Consider the following 17,358-nt stretch of genomic DNA (forward strand, 5'->3'; position numbering starts at 1 on the left):
CACTGTTCGAGCAATGGTATCCGCAGCTTCCCGCAGGGACGGCAGCAGCGACGCCTGAGTTTTTCTCACGCGCCAGCATCGCCGCGGGGCTGCAGGTGGCAACGCCGCTCATCCTCATGTACTGGCTGGAAAAAATCCACGAAGCGCTGCCCGCCGGACTCGTCGATCTCTCTATTGCGGATGTTCAGACCCGTATTGACGGCGCTATCGGTGTGGCGACGCAACTGTATCAGGCGCTGCAGAGCGGAACCGCGGACACGCCGCAGAACACGAATATTCGCAGACATCTGGAAATCGTTTTGCGTGTTTGCTCCGCTGCTGTGTTCCGGGAGCTGTTCCGCAATCTCCTCGCGCGTTTCCGGCAGTACTTGCAGAGCCAGAGCTTCGCCTTGTACGCGGCTATGCGCAGCGGGATACAGCACAAGGCGGGCGTCCCTGTTGGCGGAACCTTCATCCTCGTGTACCACGACGCGGCGGCGCAAAGTGCGCGTCTCCCCGGACGGGAAATCGTCGCGGAAAGACCTGCGAGTAGCGTCGCCTCACGCACGACAGCGACGGCGACGGCCACGGTCCGCGCCAGGGAAGCGTTTGACGATAGCGCACGAGCAACGGAAGCGATTCGCACCGACCTGCGATCTGTGTCGGCTAAGCTCAGCGACGTGGCATCCATCAAAGGCATAGGTGAGCGCTTCATTTCCGATTTCTTCCTCAATGTCCGCGATGAGACCGATGTGAAAGAGATTCCGCTGGAAGAACTCATCGCCGAGATCCCCGATGGCGCGGTGATAGCGGACTTCTTCATCCCCGGTATGTGCTCCTCGGATTGTCCGCCGATGAATTTCATCGTGATTCCGCCGAAGGATACCTCCGAGCCGACGCCGGAAGTTACCATCGCTATCGATGCCAAGGAACTCTGCTCGGCGCAGACGCAACCGATCCGCGTGCACGTCACTCCGGAAGGAGGGACGCTGGTCAGCGACGCGGGAGGCGTGGAGGCCGGGAGTTTCGACTTCATCCCCGCGAATGTGCTGATGAACAACGCCGCTTCGCGCAATGTGACGCTTACCTACACGCTCGATGGCGTCAACGCCTCTGTCACCGTCATCGTGTTCAACATGCCGACGGCGGACATCACTGTGACCGCGGTGCCCACCGCGGTGAACGCCTTCGCCTTTGCCGCGAATGCCTCCTTCGCGCAGTCCCTGCAATGGAATTTCGGTGATGGGACGACCTCCACAGAAGAGAAGCCCGTTCATGTGTATCAGCAGCCGGGCACCTTTGCGGTCACATTGACGCTGGTCAACGGCCCCTGCACGCAAACAGCGACGGCCACGGTAACCGTTCAGCCGCAGCAGCCGCAGCTGCGATGCCGCCTCCTCGCCGAATGGCAGAAGGCGTTTGCGACCTTCGACGCACAGAATGACCGGCTCATGACCACGTTCCGCGCGGCCTTCCAACCGTATCCGGATGTGCGGCGGATTTTCCTGGAATTTATGCCGACGATACTCACGGACACGCCCGACGTCCAACTGCAAAAACTCGTTGCGGCCCTGCCCGTACAGAAAATCATGGAATGGTTGCGCTTGCTTCAGGGCATGATCACGGGCACGGCGACCGCAAGCACGCGTCATCTCGCGCTCGAGCTGTTCCGCATACTGAACGGGGTGCTCATGTTCTACGCCTGCGTGCAAAAGGGTGACATGCATCAGGATCCTGTGCCGACGCAGAACGCCTTCGAATTCATCCTGGAGGCGATCACCGCCTGGCCCAATGTGCAGCCGGCGTTGCGTGCTCAGGATAGGGCCGCGATCAAGCGCCTCGCCGAGGACTATGCCGACGAGCACACACGCATCAGCGGCGAACAGCCGACGAAACGGCGCTATATCGGCATGCTCGACAAACTCCGTGCCACCGCGGCGGGTATCGGATGACGGCAGCACGAAACACACATAGAATCGACTCGGCAAACGTCAGCGTTCACCTGAACGACGTTGTGCAGGATGTGGACAGCGAGGCGCTTCGGCGCTGGACCATACAGGTGTTGCTCGAGGAACTGGATGTTGCCGCGACAGATCTCTGTCCTCCCGACCAGTGGTATGTCCTTCCGACGTTTTCCGTTGTGATCGATATACACGGAGAGGACTTCCTGCGGGATGCGCCATCATTGCGCATGCTTCTGCGCGATGCGCTGCGCACGCGGCTGCTCGAACAGCTGGACAGCGCGGGAGGGCGATCCGAGATCGTGTACTACAGCGCCATCGTGCTGGAGTATCTCGCGACCGGCACCCTGAGTGCCGCGAGGCGAGGGACACGTTTGCACACGGCGCTGAACTTTTTCATCGAACATCTGAGCGCGATGGATCAAGGGCAACACGCGAGCGTTATTGAGGTGCTCCGGCAACCGGATGCCTACACGCGCTTCTTGCGTCACATCGGGAACGCTCCCCTGTACGAATTGCTCCATCTGTACAGCGGCGGCTCACCCGAGCTATGGCGCCTCGTCGTGCGGGCATTGCCGCCGGTACTACGGAAACATCCGTCGGTTTTTCGGATGGCGGAACATGATGAAATCCTCCGATATATCTTTGCTGTTCTCTCGGGTATGGAAACCCCGCAGACAGCGGGCATGCAAGAAATTCTCCGACGCGTACTGGCGATGCTGCGTTCCGACCGCCGCGACGCGGGGAAGTATGTCCCCGTTGTTTCGTACGAGGTGATGGCGGACATGGCGGAGGCGCTTTCGGCCGCCGGCCTGGCCGCGGATAGCGAAACCGTCGCGGTGCTGTTCTCTCTCTCACCCGCGGAGGTTTCGTCGCCTGACGACGAGATCGCGCCGCGACCCGGCGACCTGCCGCCATCACCTTTGTTGATAGAAAACGCCGGCATCGTTCTGCTCGCTCCCTTTCTGCAGACGTTTCTTGCTTCGGTGGACGGGCTCGACCACCGAGGTAATCTCCGCGCTCCGGAGCGTCTCCCGATATTCCTGCATTATCTCGCGACGGGGGAGCGCGTCGCCGAGGAATGGCAACTCACCGTGCACAAGATCCTCGCGGGTCTCGATACGAACGCTCTGTGCGACACCGAATTGTTGATCAGCGAGGAGGAGGTACTGCTCACGAGCGATCTGCTGCATTCCGTCATCGGCTTGTGGGATAAACTACAGGGGACCAGCATCGCAGGCCTGCGTGAGACCTTTCTGCAGCGTCCGGGCACACTGTCGCCGCAATCTCCGCATTGGCGTCTCCGCGTGCATGAGGAGGCAGTGGATATACTCCTCCAGTTTGTACCCTGGCCGTTTCACACCGTCCGACTGCCGTGGATGAACGGCATACTGTTGGTGGACTGGTAACGCGCTTCCCGATCGGTACACGGTATGTTCGCCTCCGCCGAAAAAACGCTCAAACCCGCGGCACAGCTGCAGCGCCGTCAGGACAGCGCACCGTTTTTCGCGGCGAAAGCGGGGGAGCAGGTCACAGCAAGCGGATCGTTTTTCGCACCGACAGCGGTGCAGCCCAAACTCACCGTCAGCACGCCCGGCGATACACACGAACGTGAAGCCGACGCCATGGCCGACAGCGTGATGCGCATGCCCGCCCCGCCTCAGCGGGCAGCGCCGCTGTCCGGCCATGCGTCGGTTGAAGCACCCGGTATCGACCGCGCAGCGCAGGATCATGACGATGATCACGACACAGCGTATCCGCTTCCGGTGGTGCAGCGCCTGCAGGACAGGGAAGAGGAAGAACCGCTCCAGACAAAGCGGAGCAATCTCGTCCAGCGTGAGACCGGCAAGGAAGAAGAAGAAGAACCTGTTCAGGCAAAGCATAGCACAGCCCTGCAGCGGCAGGGAGAACAGGAAGAAGAGGAGGAGGTGCAGGCCAAACGCTGCGATGTGCTCAAGCGCAGTGGGCCGGAGGTAATGGATGAAAAAGAGAAGGAAGGGTCCAATATCGGCGTGCAGCCCTATCGCCCGGGCATCAACCGGGGGATGCACGCTTCGGATATCATCCTGCGGAGCGGCCGTGGCCCTCCGCGCGTGCGGGACACATTTGAACACACGCTGCACGGAACCTCCGCGAGCGGGGATGCGCTTCCCGATCATACACGCAGTTTCATGGAGCAGCGCTTCGGAGCCGATTTTTCGGGTGTCCGTGTGCATACCGACACGCGTGCCCAGGAAATGAACAGGGATATTCATGCCCATGCGTTTACGTGGGGCAACCATATCTATTTCAACAGCGGCCGCTACGACACCGAAAGCCATGCCGGGAAAACGCTTCTCGCGCACGAACTGACGCACACAATACAACAGGGCGCCAGTCCCGCGTATCCGTCTTCCGTGCAACGCTATACGCCGGTGCGGGGAGCAACACTCGTACACCGCCAGGCCGTCGTGCCGCAACTCGATCACGCCGTCACTCTTGCACAGGGTGAGCAGGGGAAGGTGATCGCGAACAAGGAAGGACCCGACGGCTATCGTGTCGGCTGGGAACGCCTGCTCGAGTATTTCAAAACCACCTTTGGCGAGGATAAAATCGTAAGCAATGCCAGCGGTGTGCGCGGCACAGTGTGGGAGCAGCATATAAAAAAGAAATCCGAAGTGATGGGACAAATTCCCAATCAGTCGGACCCCAATGAAAAGGAACTCCGCGACGCCATGCCGAGCTGGTGCGGCATCTTCGTGTTCTGGAGTCTGAACAAATCCGGCGTGCCCATGCCCAAGTGGCGTCTGGGCGAACCCATGTTCCCGCCGGAATCCGCCTACCCTCCGGGGTATCTGCCCAAGCCGGGCGACATCGCGTACAGACAGAAGCGCTCGCATTACGGCATCGTCGTGAAAAGCGAAGGCGGCATGATCACATCGGTCAACGGCAATACCGCCGGGACCGACAACCTCGGCGGTGAAGTGCAGGAACAGACGCACAGTCCGGATCAGTGGGACGGGTTCTTCAATCCCCTCGCCGTGATGGAAGGAAATCTCCGCGATCCCGCGCATGGCGATGCCGACACCGAGCCGCGCTCACTGCGCGAATTGCGCAAGGAAAAATTCGGGGCCCAGAGAAAGCACAGCGACGAGGAGCAGATCGAAGAGAATGGGCCGGACGTCGATGCGAAGCACGACCTGAGCGTCTGGAGTGTCACCGAATCGGGGGACCTGCAGCGCACACGTGACAGCGGTGAAAGCGAGAAGAAAGAAGAAGATGAGGAAATGCAGCGCTTCGCGGGAGCGAGCGTGCACGAGAACGCCTTCGCCTCCGACGCCGAGGAGGACGATCATGCGCCCGCCAACGCACCCGATGCAGTTGCGCTTCCGCTCCAACGTTCTTCACTGACGCCCACCGCCGGCCGCGCAGTGCAGGCATCGTGGCTGGGGGATGCCTGGGATGCCGTCAGCAACGTCGTGAGCGAGGCCGCCGAATTCATCGAACAGGGTATTGACGCCGCAAAGGAGTGGTTGCTCGAAAAAGTCCGGGATTTCGTGATCGGTATTCCCGGTTATACGCTGCTCCGTATCATCCTCGAATACGATCCCATCACCGGCGAGCGCGTCACGCGCACCGGCGACACTGTGCTCTCCGCCGTGCTGGACCTCCTGCCCGTGGGAGGCGAACTCGTGCGCAGCGTGCTGGACTATTTCAACGCCACCGTGCCCGTCTCCACCTGGCTGCTGGGAAGCATCGTCTCGCTCGTCACTCTCATCGAAAGCGTGGCGGGTCGCTTCGAGCGCTTCTGGGACGGTCTGAGCATAGACGATGTCGGCGATCCCGACGGCGTGATCACACGCATCGCGGATCTGTTCAAGGGCGTGGTGACCGATGTGGTGGATTTCGCGGTGGACTGCGGCGAGACCTTCCTCACCATGGTCAAAGACATCGCCATCGTGAACGTCACGTCCTTCGTCCGCAATCACTTCCCCAACGCCTTCGAATTGCTCTGCGTGGTGCTGGGCGAGAATCCCATCACCGGCGAAACCGTGCCGCTCACCGGCGCAAACATCCTCAATGCGGGACTTGCCGTGCTGGGCGAGCGCGGTGCGCAGATCAAAGGACAGATGCTGGAGAACGGCATCTTCCAACGTTGCGCGGCATGGATTGACCGGGCGATTTCCGTCGTAACGGACACCGTTTCCGACATCGGCAACGCCTTCACGGAGATATGGGACGAGCTGAGCTTCGAGTCGCTCTTCCATCCCATCGACACCTTCCTCATGATCGCGGGCAAGTTCGAACGTCCGGTAACGCGTGTCGTGGATTTCATCACCGATGCGATGCTCGAATTGCTGAAGATTCTCAAGGAAGTGCTGCTCGACAAGCTGTCGAAATTCGCCAGTGAAACCCGCGGCTATTTCCTCATTTGCGTGATTCTCGGTAAGGATGTGTTCACCGGCAAGACGGTGCCGCGCAACGCGGAGAATCTCATCCGCGGTTTCATGAGTCTGATGGATGGCGGCGAGGAGCAATTCCGCCAGCTCAAGGAGAGCGGCGCCATAGATCGCACAACACAGAAAATCATGGCGGCCATCAAGCGATTGAATTTCACCTGGGCCTATATCACCGGATTGTTCACCGAATTGTGGAATTCCCTGGATTGGACGGCCTTCCTCAATCCGCTGGCCGCCTTCGCGCGCATCGTTGCCACCTTCGCGCAGCCCGTCCGGCGCCTCGTGGCCTTTATCATCGAGATCGTCAAGATCGTGGTCGAGGTGCTGCTCGTCGTCATGAGTTTCCCGATCGATGTCGTCAATCAGCTCATCGCCCGCGTGCTCACGGTGTTCGACAGCATCAAGCGCGACCCGATCGGTTTCCTCAAGAATCTGCTCAAGGCCATCAAACAGGGCTTCATACAGTTCTTCGACAATATCCTCAAACATCTCCTCAGCGGACTCGCGGACTGGTTTTTCCATCAGCTCGGCGATCTCGGCATACAGAAACCACCGGATCTGAGCTTCAAGAGCATACTCAACCTCATCATGCAGATTCTCGGCATCTCCCTGCGCCAGATCATGGACAAGGTCTGGAAAAAGCTCGCGGAGAAAATCGGCCAGGACAAGGTGGACCGGATCAAAGGCATGATAGACAAGCTCGAAGGGGTATGGAAATTCATCCGCGATGTGATGGAGCGCGGCCCCATCGCCATCTGGGAATACATACAGGAGAAGCTCAGCAACCTCTGGACCATTGTGCTCGACGCCGCGAAAAACTGGATAATGACCAAGATCATCGAAGCCGTCGTCACCAAGCTTCTGAGCATGCTCGATCCCACCGGCATCATGGCCGTGATCAACAGCGTCATCGCGATCTACCGCGCCATACAGTCGTTTATCGAGTACATTCGGGAGATGTTGAACATCCTGAACTCCTTCGTGCAGGGGGTGGCCGAAATCGCCACCGGCAATATCAAAGTGGCCGCGGATTTCCTCGAACGCACCATGGCGCGCGCCATTCCCATCATCATCGGCTTCCTGGCCAATCAGGTCGGGCTCGGGAAAATCGGACAGAAGATCGCCGAAATCATCGGCGCCATACGCGAGAAGGTGGACGCCGCCGTGGATTGGCTCATCGACAAAGCCATTGCCGCCGGTGGTAAACTGTTGGAAATGCTCAAAACCGCGGGCCAGAAAGTCGTTGCCGCATTCAGGAAATGGCTGGGCCTTGAAAAGCGCTTTGCGGCGAATGGCGAACAGCATCGTCTGTATTTCACCGGGTCAGAGGAAAACGCCGTACTCACCGTCGCAAGCAATCCCACGCCCTACAGCTCCTTCATCGAAAGTGTGAAAGTGGATGAGAAGAAGGAAAAAGAGAAGGCGACCGCGAAGAAGGAGGCGCTTGCCATCGCCGCAGCAATCGACAAAAAACGTCGTGAAAAGCTGGAGGGTGATACCGACGAGAAAAAGGAGGAGAGCAAGAAGAAAAAAATTGAAGAGGTGGAAAAACTCCTCGAACAGCTCGCCCCCATCACGGTCACCCTTTTCGGTTCCACCGCAGAGGTGGACAAGTCCGAAATCAAGCACACACCGGACAGTGCCGGCCCCACGACCTTCGGGACCTTTGCGCGCGGATACAAGCTCGCGAAAGGCAAGTTCGAGCAGGGCTCCACGCCCACCGCTGCGAAGCACAACATCTACGATGTGCTCGATCAGCGCAGAATGGCGGGTGGAGCAAGCTATTACGTGCGCGGGCATTTGCTCAACGAACATCTCGGCGGGAAGGGCGTCTGGAATAATCTGACGCCGCTCTCCCGCGACGGGAATCACAAGCACGAGGAACAGGTGGAGTCTCTCACCAAGGCCGCCGTTGATTCCGGTGCGATTGTCGAGTACACCATTGCGCCGCAATACGCCGCGCGTCCCGACGCCGCCTCCCTGAAAAAGGATATCGATGCGGCGAACGACCCCGACGCCGCGACCAAGAAAGCCATCATCGACGCCGAGGATTCCGTCCCCCACTCCATGCTGTGCGCATCGTATATCCTGGAGAAAAAAGGCAACGAGTTCGTCCGAAAACAGCCTATTGCGGAAAAAGACGTCCCCAATCCCATCAGCCGCACCGTCAAGGATTACGACCTCGCCGGCGGACAGAAGCCGCCCGTGGTGTATCTGGAAGACGCGCTCAAGGATCCCTCCATCGTGCTCAATCTGGGCGAAGTGGATGCCGTGACCGCCCAGGCAATCGTGGATGCCTACAAAGCGAAGAAGACGCGCTTCGTATCCTGGGAAGCACTCGCCAACGCCGCGTTCGGCGGTGACGAGCCCATTCCGGCCAACCTTGACGAGGCCCGGAAGAAGGAAGCGGAGGAAGAGGCGAAGGTGCGCAAGGAGGCGCGGACACGACTCGAGGCGGTGAAGAACAACGCGCGGATCAAGCTGTATCGTGTCGGAGCGGGGGAGGCCGCATGATGCACTCCTATCACACTGAGAACACCAATACCAATACCATAGGAGAAAGACTATGAAACCTGCCATCAAATATCGAGCGCGTTTCCGTAGACGTATGGCAGCCGGCGCTCGGCGACACACTGCCGCCATGCCGACGCCATTTTTCCAGGGAAGGCAGAAACGCGGCGAAGGGGAGAGTACGCACGACGCGCAACGGACTCCCCGTGTTGCCGTCGGCAGCGAAACGCCGTTCTTCGAGAATTATGTCATGAAGCTCGCGTCCCGCGGCAAGCCCCTTGAAGCCGGGAAGCGCGATTTCTTCGAACGCAAACTCGGCGTCTCCCTCGACGGCATCCGTGTGCACGACGATCACGAGGCCCGGCGCGCGTCCAGGGACATCGGCGCGAAAGCGTTTACCTGGAAAAACCACGTCGTCGTGAATCCCGATTGGCTCACCGCGGGACCCGATGCCGGGCAGCGCCTGCTCGGACATGAACTTCTGCATGCAGCGCGGCACCGGGACAGTGGTCTCGTCCTCATGAAAGCGGAAGAGGATGCCGTTCCGGCGAACGATGCGATGAGCGACCGCAAGGAACAGGAAGCGGAGAAAGAAGAAGAGCGCATGATGCAGCCGGAGAGTCTGCCCGACTTCAGCACGTACGGCAAGCCCAGCGTACGAACGGTATTCGGCAAGAGCATCACCGTTACCGGAAGAACCGACCGCACATTCGACGGGGGCAGCGGAACAACGAAAAATCTGAAAGGGTCGCCCGCAAAGAACTGCGCCGGCTGCGACGACTGCTGGTCCATCACCGGCTCGCTTGTCCTCACGTACAGCGTCACCACCACCGTCACTCTCCCCGACGTCCCCGACGGTCTCACGAAATGCCAGCAACAGCGCGTCCGCGAAGTCATTGACGGCAAAATCGCCCCGCACGAGCAGGAGCATGTGGCGGCCTTCAACACCTACAACGGCACCGTCACGCTGCCGATCAGCTACACCGGCTGCAAGGACGGACTCGAGGCGCATGTACAGAAAATGCACGACGACCACGCCGTTGCCCGCGAAGCCGCCGCGCAGGCCAAAAGCGACGCCCTCGACCCCTACGTCGTTCCCATAGACCTCGACTGCGAAGACAAGTGAGCAGAGAGCAGAGAGCGGAGCGCAGAGAGCCGAGAGCGCTGCGCGGGAATCTCGCTGGTCCTGTGCGGTATTCATTCGAGATGTCTGCGCTAGGCGCAACGCACAACGCAGGCGTTATGCGTGCGCTATGCTCTCTGCGAATTGCTCTTCGCTCTTCGCCCTTTCCCCTCTACATCGTATCTTGAACTCCATGACACCACATAGCATTTCATCTCATTTCACCACGGCGCTGGCGCTGCTGAAGGATATCCTTCAGAGGCGCATCGCTGCGCATGTACACGGCACCGGTTTCGGTCTCGACGAGTTCGACGATGATGCGCGCTGGTCCGCCGTGGATACCTGCATCGGCGTGGCGGATTCGCTGGCGATGGAGGAGAAAATCATTCTTCTGCTCGCATTGGCACCGCAATTGCAGCCGGGTTTTTACGAACGTGTAATCGCGGAGGTGTTGCCTGAAGGAGGGGAATTCCCCGAATTCGGCGGTGTGAAAGGGCAGCAGCATCGCGCCATGCTGCCGACGGGCGAGACGGCGCTGTTCGTGCTCGCGGGCCTGGACATCGCGGGCCGCCTGCGCGCGCAGCGGCTCTTCAGCGACGACGCGGCGCTGGCGAAGCACGCGCTGCTGCAGCTCGAATACGTCAAGGAAGGCGAGCCCGCGATGAGTGGTCGCCTGCAGCCGGACGAGGACTGGCTGGAGAAAGTGCTCATCGGCTCGGACGCGTCGCCCGTCTACAGCGGCGAGTTTCCGGCCCGGCGCATCGGAACGAAGATGGAGTGGAGCGATCTGGTGCTGCATCCGCAGACCATGGAGCAGGTGGAGGATATACGACTCTGGACCGAACACGGCGCGAAGCTGCTGCGCGACGCGGTACTGGCGAAAAAAGTGAAACCCGGCTACCGCGTATTGTTTTACGGTCCGGCCGGCACGGGAAAGACCCTCACCGCCACCTTGCTCGGCAAGGAATACCAGCTGCCGGTGTACCGCATCGATCTCTCGCAGGTGGTGTCGAAGTACATCGGAGAAACGGAAAAACATATCGAATGGGTTTTTTCCCGCGCGGCACGGAAAAACTGGATCTTGTTCTTCGACGAAGCCGACGCCTTGTTCGGCAAGCGCACCACCGTGCAGAGCGCGCATGACAAATACGCCAATCAGGAGGTGGCCTATCTCCTTCAGCGCATCGAGGAATACGACGGTCTGCTTATCCTCGCGTCCAATTTCAAGAACAACATCGACGAAGCATTTTTGCGCCGCTTTCACTCCATCATCCATTTTCCCATGCCCGGCGCCTCCGAACGCCTCCGCATCTGGACCGGCAGCATCCCGGAGCTTCTGACGCCGGAGGAGAGCATCGACTGGTCCGCACTCGCCTCGCAGCATGAGATCTCCGGCGCCGGCATTGTCAACGTCATGCAATACGCGGCCCTTCGCGCCTTCGCCCGCGACGACAGCGCACTGCGCCTCCACGATGTGATGGAGGGGTTGCGGAAGGAATTCCGGAAGGAAGAGAAAGTGCTGTGATCGGGAGGTGCCACGCTGCGGCAATACGTGGCCCATTTCGTGAATGACATCAGCTTTTTCGCGCATTCACAAGTACCGTCACCCTGAGCGTAGCACCTGCGGCAGAATCATGGTTTGAGGTACTCTCGTTTACGGGTGCGTCCGCCTCAGGCGGAGAAGGGCCTGCGTCCGGTTTCTACGACTTTCGCAAGCACCGACTCCAAGATGTCATAAACTGTGTGCCCAGCAGTCCGCCTCAGGCGGACACCGGCCCATTTCGTGGGTGACATCAGCTTTTTCGCGCATTCACAAGTACCGTCACCCTGAGCGTAGCACCCGCAGCAAAATCTTGGTTTGAGGTACTCTCGTTTACGGGTGCGTCCGCCTCAGGCGGAGAAGGGCCTGCGTCCGGTTTCTACGACTTTCGCAAGCACCGACTCCAAGATGTCATTAACCGTGTGCCCACCAGTCCGCCTGGGCGGATACCGGCCCATTTCGTGGATGACATCAGCTTTTTCGCGCATTCACAAGTACCGTCACCCTGAGCGTAGCACCCGCGGCAAAATCTTGGTTTGAGGTACTCTCGTTTACGGGTGCGTCCGCCTCAGGCGGAGAAGGGCCTGCGTCCGGTTTCTACGACTTTCGCAAGCACCGACTCCAAGATGTCATTAACCGTGTGCCCACCAGTCCGCCTGGGCGGATACCGGCCCATTTCGTGGATGACATCAGCTTTTTCGCGCATTCACAAGTACCGTCACCCTGAGCGTAGCACCCGCAGCAAAATCTTGGTTTGAGGTACTCTCGTTTACGGGTGCGTCCGCCTCAGGCGGAGAAGGGCCTGCGTCCGGTTTCTACGACTTTCGCAAGCACCGACTCCAAGATGTCATTAACAGGAGTTGTTCTCTGTTACCCATCGACGATTGCCCCTGCATAACCTCTTCAAGTATTCATTGGTGAAGAGGAAATGCAAATCCTTGATGACGCAGATACCGTTATCGGTGGCCTGGACCTGTCTATTGACGGGTGAAAGTGCCGAAATGATAAAAAAAACACGAAAAAAATCGCGAAATCACTCCGTACACTTGCAACTGTATTACTGCCTTGCCTATATTGGTACTCCAACTTAACTTAAATGTGAAGTGAAGATTACACTCGTCCGAATCCAACAAGCAACGTACCTCGATTCGCGCCAGCGTAGTCAGCGACGGACCCTCTACAGCTACACCAAAGACGATGAGCGTCTTACCGAGTTCGAAAAATTTCTTGAGAACGAGCAACTTAAGCAGCATTCTGCGCATCGACACATAATCGTACGTTTAACAGAGCTGTTGTTCACAACAGGATTCCTGCGAGTGCTTCTTACAGATGACGGAGATTCTGAACATCGAACATACAAGCTTCGTGAGAAGGGTAGGAAAAATGAGCACCATCTCAGGCTTTTCGGTGCCAGGTTCAGCGATAATCTTTTTATCGTCGGCAACGGGGGGGTCAAACCGAAGGACGAGGAACACGCGAGAACCGAGTACAACTCCGAGTTGAAACGTGCGAGAGACGAATTGGCGGCGATACAAGCCGCGATACGAGCCTGGCCGGGCTATCGGCTGATTGATGGTAAATCTGACTTTTCCGGCTTACCGGACCATTTTGAGATCCAGGAAATATTTTGAAAGGTGTACAAATGTCTATCCTAGAGCGCTTTCTGCAGACCGTTACGAGAAGTGAGAAGCGTGAGGTTGAGTTCAAGCATACGATAGCGCTGCGAATTCAGAGCGCGTTAGAGGAAAAGAAATGGTTGCAGCGGGATCTGGCGGACAAGATGAACCTGTCTGAGGCACGCATAAGCTACATACTCAAAGGTGAGGCGAATCTCACGCTACGAGCCATCGCCCGCCTTGAAGAAGCTTTGGATACGGAACTCCTGTATACTGAGCAGAGACAACCTGAAGCGACGGAAGCTTTTCTGCAACACCTGCTTCAACCGCAGCGCACCATGGTCTGGCCGGTGACGACACATATCCCAACGCTTGCGCAGCCGAATGAAGAGGAGTACCGTGTGCCATTTTCACTTTTGGCGCAACGCGCACGTCAAACGGCAGGAGTGTAATATGTATCCCTACTGCAATCTACAACTCGAATACTACTCCCTGGATTCTTTGAACATTCAGGCAAACGACGCCTTTGAGCCCGGGAAGTACGCGGAGTTCAACGATCATCTGGACTGCGATTTCGATTTCTTCAAGAAAGAAGATGAGGAACGCTTCATGATGCCTGTTTCGATTGCGGTGAATGCCGGGTCTGAACTCACTGAAATTATACCGTACTCTCTGGAAATAAAACTCACAGCTTTTTTTAAACATGATCCGGATATCAACCCGGATGCCGTTAAATTTTCACCGCCGGAGATCGTCCAAAACTGTTTCATGGCGGCGTACTCGCTCGCACGGGTAATTCTCGACGATGTGACGTCGAAATCCAGGAATGGAAGATATTTGCTGCCTCTGGTGGATGTCGCCTCTATCATGAAGGAGAAAAATAGGCGTCAGGAGGAAGAAACCGCATCTACTGAGGAAGCAAACATTGAACATCAGTTGTAAAGGGGACTTGCTTTGATGCCCTCGTGCTTATCCGTTGTGTATCCCTCCGTCACAGGTTCGCCCCAAGCCTCGTCGAGGTCGTCCTGTCGGTACTCGTTCGATTCTGTTTACAGAACTGATCTATCAGCCCGGAAAACAACTGGCAATTGCTTTGGCAACAAATTCTGATAGGATTAGATTCAATAATTTGGGGAAGAACCGGTACGTGAATATCGCCCTCATTATTCTTGTTCTCAGTACACTCGCTACAGTGGCCTATGTCTTCACCGAATCGATTTGGCATGTGCTTAGTATTGGAGCAATCACTACCAGCGGGATTATATTAAATTCCCAATCAGCCGGTACAAAAAAGACCCGATGGTTCGGCAACATTATTCTTTTCCTTGGGATGGTGTTTAGCATCTACGCAACTTCAAGCGAGGATACTGAAAATCTTAGAGTGAGCAAGCAGATCCTCTCCAGTAACATGGAAATCATTGCGAAGTTAGACTCAGGTTTTCGCGGCGACACGAGTTCAGTGTCTGTATGGAGAACCGAAGAATTCAGCGATGACGGGAGGGATGCTCGCGAAAGTGATTTTTATGGTAAATCGATTGAAGTCATTAATAAAGGATTACTGAAGTATCTCAGCGACTCTGAGATCAAAGAGATGTCCTTGGTGAAACCTGTGCTCCGCCTTGACGCTTCGCAATCAAAGAACTCGGTGGTCATTGATATCGAATCTATCAACGAAGAAGGGACCTCGATTGATGCGCTGTATTTGAAATTTGATATACCTGGAATAATGACAGGATACTCATTCAGATACCGAGATAAAGCTGATTTGGACACGTTGTACGCCCGCCTTCTCACGGGACATGGTGGTAAAACCACTTCTGAAACTGTCTATGTCTCCTTTAAACGTGTTTTTCCGACCTCATTTGTGCGACTTGTCGTCGACTACATTCCCACCAAGATCGGTTCTGACCCTGACTTCAGCGCTCGAGCATTGCAAAGCATGAAAATCGAGCAGATGAAAGGAATCACCCTTCCTCCGGAGTTTCTCGATCTTCATGATTATTTGCGCTGTTCGTATTTTTGGTCATACAAAGGGATCATGAAACCTGAGTACATGTTTCATGACATGGCAGCTCTCAGCTACATCCGGGAAGACAATTTTAACATGGCCCAACGGTTGGATTGGTTCAAAGACACAAGTGACGTCCGGTCAATGGAGCTTCGGCGAAGAAAATGGTGAGGTGCTCACTCGTTGACGGCGGTGAGGCGGATCAGGCGGTTTCATACGGAGTGGTTAAGGCGTTGCGCGTTTGCTGCTGAAACTCAAAATATTCGGTCACCTAATCTAATCGATTACGAGCATTCGGACTGAAGATAAATTCTATGGCGCTCGATGAACGTATCCAGCACGTCGACTCGCAGAACCGTTGGCGTGTGAGATATTGAGTGGATAGACTTCTTGGGAGGGGCGGGGGAATTACACCCCCCTTGCTCTAGTCCTCACGCGTTTAGCGCCCACTTCATGAATGTAGTGCTCAGTTGCTTCTGGCTACAAGTGACAAAACCGTAAGTTAGGTCGCCCCGCTAGAGCCGCCCCAAGAGCCATTACTGCAAATACGAGTTCCATAGTAACCTCCTTCAAAACGATTTGAATTATGATGACGAGGGCTCTGCAGCCTGAAAAAACTGAAACGATTACACCAATTGTTGGACAAACGATTGAGCTTGTTGCGAGTTGAGATTATGTCTCAACGATACATTCAATGCAATTTACGAAAAGAATTCAATTCTGCTTCTTTGATGCGAAAGTTTCAAAGATCGTCCCACTCGTTGGCATTGTTGGGCCGCTATCCCCACTGAGCAAGCCGGTATCTGCGCGGCTGAATAACGATTTCAGCACAATCTCCCGATCCTCCGGCTGTATGGCGCCCTCTTCGATCAAGGCCAAGAAATAGCTGGTCAGCACGAGGCGCTCAGACGCATCGCGCTGTAGGTGAAATGAACTGATTGCCAATTTTGAGAACGTTCTCACCAGAAAGGCAAGTAACGAAAGCAAAGCTGCAAACAACAACAATCCCTTGATGGTCTCTGGCTTTGTCCATTCCGAAATTGATACGCCGAAAACCTCCGGGGGATTATAAAGAAGATGCACCACGAGTATGGTTGAACATACGATTGTTGCGATCAGCAGCGCGGCCCATTTTAATCCCCAGTTCCTGTGCTCCGTCGCCGCAGCCTCCCACTGTTTGGATGGCCCCCGCAATCGAAGTTGCTCTTGAAATCGATTCTTCAGATTGTCGAATTCTACGTCCACCTGATGTGCGGCTTTTTCTCGTTCAACTCTCTCTTCCTCCCACTGGGTGTTCGCCTGACTAATCAGAGATTCCATGTCTGATGTGAACTTCGTAGTATTTGTCTCAAGTTTGTCCCTCGTTTCGCCCAACTCTGAAAATGCAACAGTGTACGTATCTCTTGCTGTCTGCAGGATTGAGTTGAGTGCACTGAGCGAGGGATCTGTACCCAGTTCGCCCGTCTGAGTATGCATTTCCCGAAGACGGTGCGCGGATAAAAATCCTCGTAAGAGCTCAGCGGACTCCGGGCGACTATTGCCAGAGAACAATTGTTCACCAATGTTGGCATGTCCGAGATAAGACATTACTCCTTCGGCAAATGCACCTTTACGCTGTAGGTAATCGATAAGACGACTTGTAATCGGAGAATCAGAGAACAAGATGAGAACCTTCGATCCGTGCAGTACTTTAGTGTTCAGGCCCTTCTGTATCTCCTCGATCGTGATACTACTCGGAGACTTGGGATCGATGAATGCAGATAATCGTTGTCTTTGGTGGTTGTAGTGTATCGCATGCCGATTGGCAATAATCCCAACCGGATCCCGTGGTTTATCTGCTCTAATGCTTTCCCAAAAATCGTACTCTCGTGTGCAGAATTCGATCGCGGCGGATATTCCTACGACGGTAGCGGTTTCTGTATGAATGAAGCCTGATGAAAAGGTGATCGATGGTGCTTTCGCTTCTGTGTCAACGTTCTCTGACATGATCAGTCTCGGATTATGGAGATTAATATTTCAATTATTTTGCGGTGCGTTGTGCGGAGATTCTCCAGATCGCTGCACCACATATCTCCTCACTGCGTGCCTTCTGTGGAACTATTGATTCGCTCTCGTACAAAAGGTGTACATAAAAACCAAATTGCGGTACAGCGGCACCTGAAGTTCCATCCACGCTCGGCC

At 56.2% G+C, this 17,358-nt stretch carries 10 protein-coding genes; 9 read left to right on the forward strand and 1 reads right to left on the reverse strand.

The features are described from left to right. The first annotated feature begins 1,115 nt into the window (after positions 1-1,115). From M5R41_19045 to M5R41_19085, 9 genes are all read left to right on the forward strand, one after another. Entirely contained in the window at positions 1,116-1,931 is an 816-nt protein-coding gene (locus M5R41_19045) for a PKD domain-containing protein (protein MCZ7558490.1), read from the forward strand. Continuing rightward, positions 1,928-3,349 carry a contractile injection system tape measure protein gene (locus M5R41_19050; GenBank protein ID MCZ7558491.1) on the forward strand — a complete coding sequence of 474 codons (1,422 nt, stop codon included), beginning with the start codon at positions 1,928-1,930 and terminating at the stop codon, positions 3,347-3,349. Before M5R41_19045 ends, M5R41_19050 begins: the two co-directional genes overlap by 4 nt. Positions 3,350-3,373: 24 nt before the next feature. After that, positions 3,374-8,893 (forward strand): DUF4157 domain-containing protein, encoded by a 5,520-nt coding sequence (locus M5R41_19055; GenBank protein MCZ7558492.1) that lies wholly within the window; start codon positions 3,374-3,376, stop codon positions 8,891-8,893. 52 nt (positions 8,894-8,945) lie between these two features. After that, positions 8,946-10,016, forward strand: coding sequence for a DUF4157 domain-containing protein (locus M5R41_19060; GenBank protein MCZ7558493.1), 1,071 nt, complete (start codon positions 8,946-8,948; stop codon positions 10,014-10,016). A gap of 190 nt (positions 10,017-10,206) precedes the next feature. Further along, positions 10,207-11,538, forward strand: coding sequence for an ATP-binding protein (locus M5R41_19065; protein MCZ7558494.1), 1,332 nt, complete (start codon positions 10,207-10,209; stop codon positions 11,536-11,538). A 1,118-nt stretch (positions 11,539-12,656) separates the two neighbouring features. Further along, positions 12,657-13,184, forward strand: a complete 528-nt coding sequence (locus M5R41_19070; GenBank protein MCZ7558495.1) for a hypothetical protein — start codon at positions 12,657-12,659, stop codon at positions 13,182-13,184. After that, complete coding sequence (locus tag M5R41_19075) at positions 13,181-13,621, forward strand: helix-turn-helix domain-containing protein (protein ID MCZ7558496.1); 441 nt, start codon at positions 13,181-13,183, stop codon at positions 13,619-13,621. Before M5R41_19070 ends, M5R41_19075 begins: the two co-directional genes overlap by 4 nt. A gap of 49 nt (positions 13,622-13,670) precedes the next feature. Beyond that, positions 13,671-14,111, forward strand: a complete 441-nt coding sequence (locus M5R41_19080; GenBank protein ID MCZ7558497.1) for a hypothetical protein — start codon at positions 13,671-13,673, stop codon at positions 14,109-14,111. A 205-nt stretch (positions 14,112-14,316) separates the two neighbouring features. Then, entirely contained in the window at positions 14,317-15,348 is a 1,032-nt protein-coding gene (locus M5R41_19085) for a hypothetical protein (protein MCZ7558498.1), read from the forward strand. 543 nt (positions 15,349-15,891) lie between these two features. Here the strand turns inward: M5R41_19085 and M5R41_19090 are convergent. Then, positions 15,892-17,163 carry a DUF6161 domain-containing protein gene (locus M5R41_19090; GenBank protein MCZ7558499.1) on the reverse strand — a complete coding sequence of 424 codons (1,272 nt, stop codon included), beginning with the start codon at positions 17,161-17,163 and terminating at the stop codon, positions 15,892-15,894. Positions 17,164-17,358: the final 195 nt, after the last annotated feature.

The sequence above is a fragment of the Bacteroidia bacterium genome (assembly GCA_027493955.1).
GTDB lineage: Bacteria > Bacteroidota > Ignavibacteria > SZUA-365 > SZUA-365 > JAOSJT01.

What these genes read in the sequence shown, in the direction of transcription:
- M5R41_19045 (MCZ7558490.1), top strand. Translation starts at nt 1,116, where the DNA reads ATGCCGACGGCGGACATCACTGTGACCGCGGTGCCCACCGCGGTGAAC.
- M5R41_19090 (MCZ7558499.1), bottom strand. Translation starts at nt 17,163, where the DNA reads ATGTCAGAGAACGTTGACACAGAAGCGAAAGCACCATCGATCACCTTT.
- M5R41_19055 (MCZ7558492.1), top strand. Translation starts at nt 3,374, where the DNA reads ATGTTCGCCTCCGCCGAAAAAACGCTCAAACCCGCGGCACAGCTGCAG.
- M5R41_19060 (MCZ7558493.1), top strand. Translation starts at nt 8,946, where the DNA reads ATGAAACCTGCCATCAAATATCGAGCGCGTTTCCGTAGACGTATGGCA.
- M5R41_19050 (MCZ7558491.1), top strand. Translation starts at nt 1,928, where the DNA reads ATGACGGCAGCACGAAACACACATAGAATCGACTCGGCAAACGTCAGC.
- M5R41_19065 (MCZ7558494.1), top strand. Translation starts at nt 10,207, where the DNA reads ATGACACCACATAGCATTTCATCTCATTTCACCACGGCGCTGGCGCTG.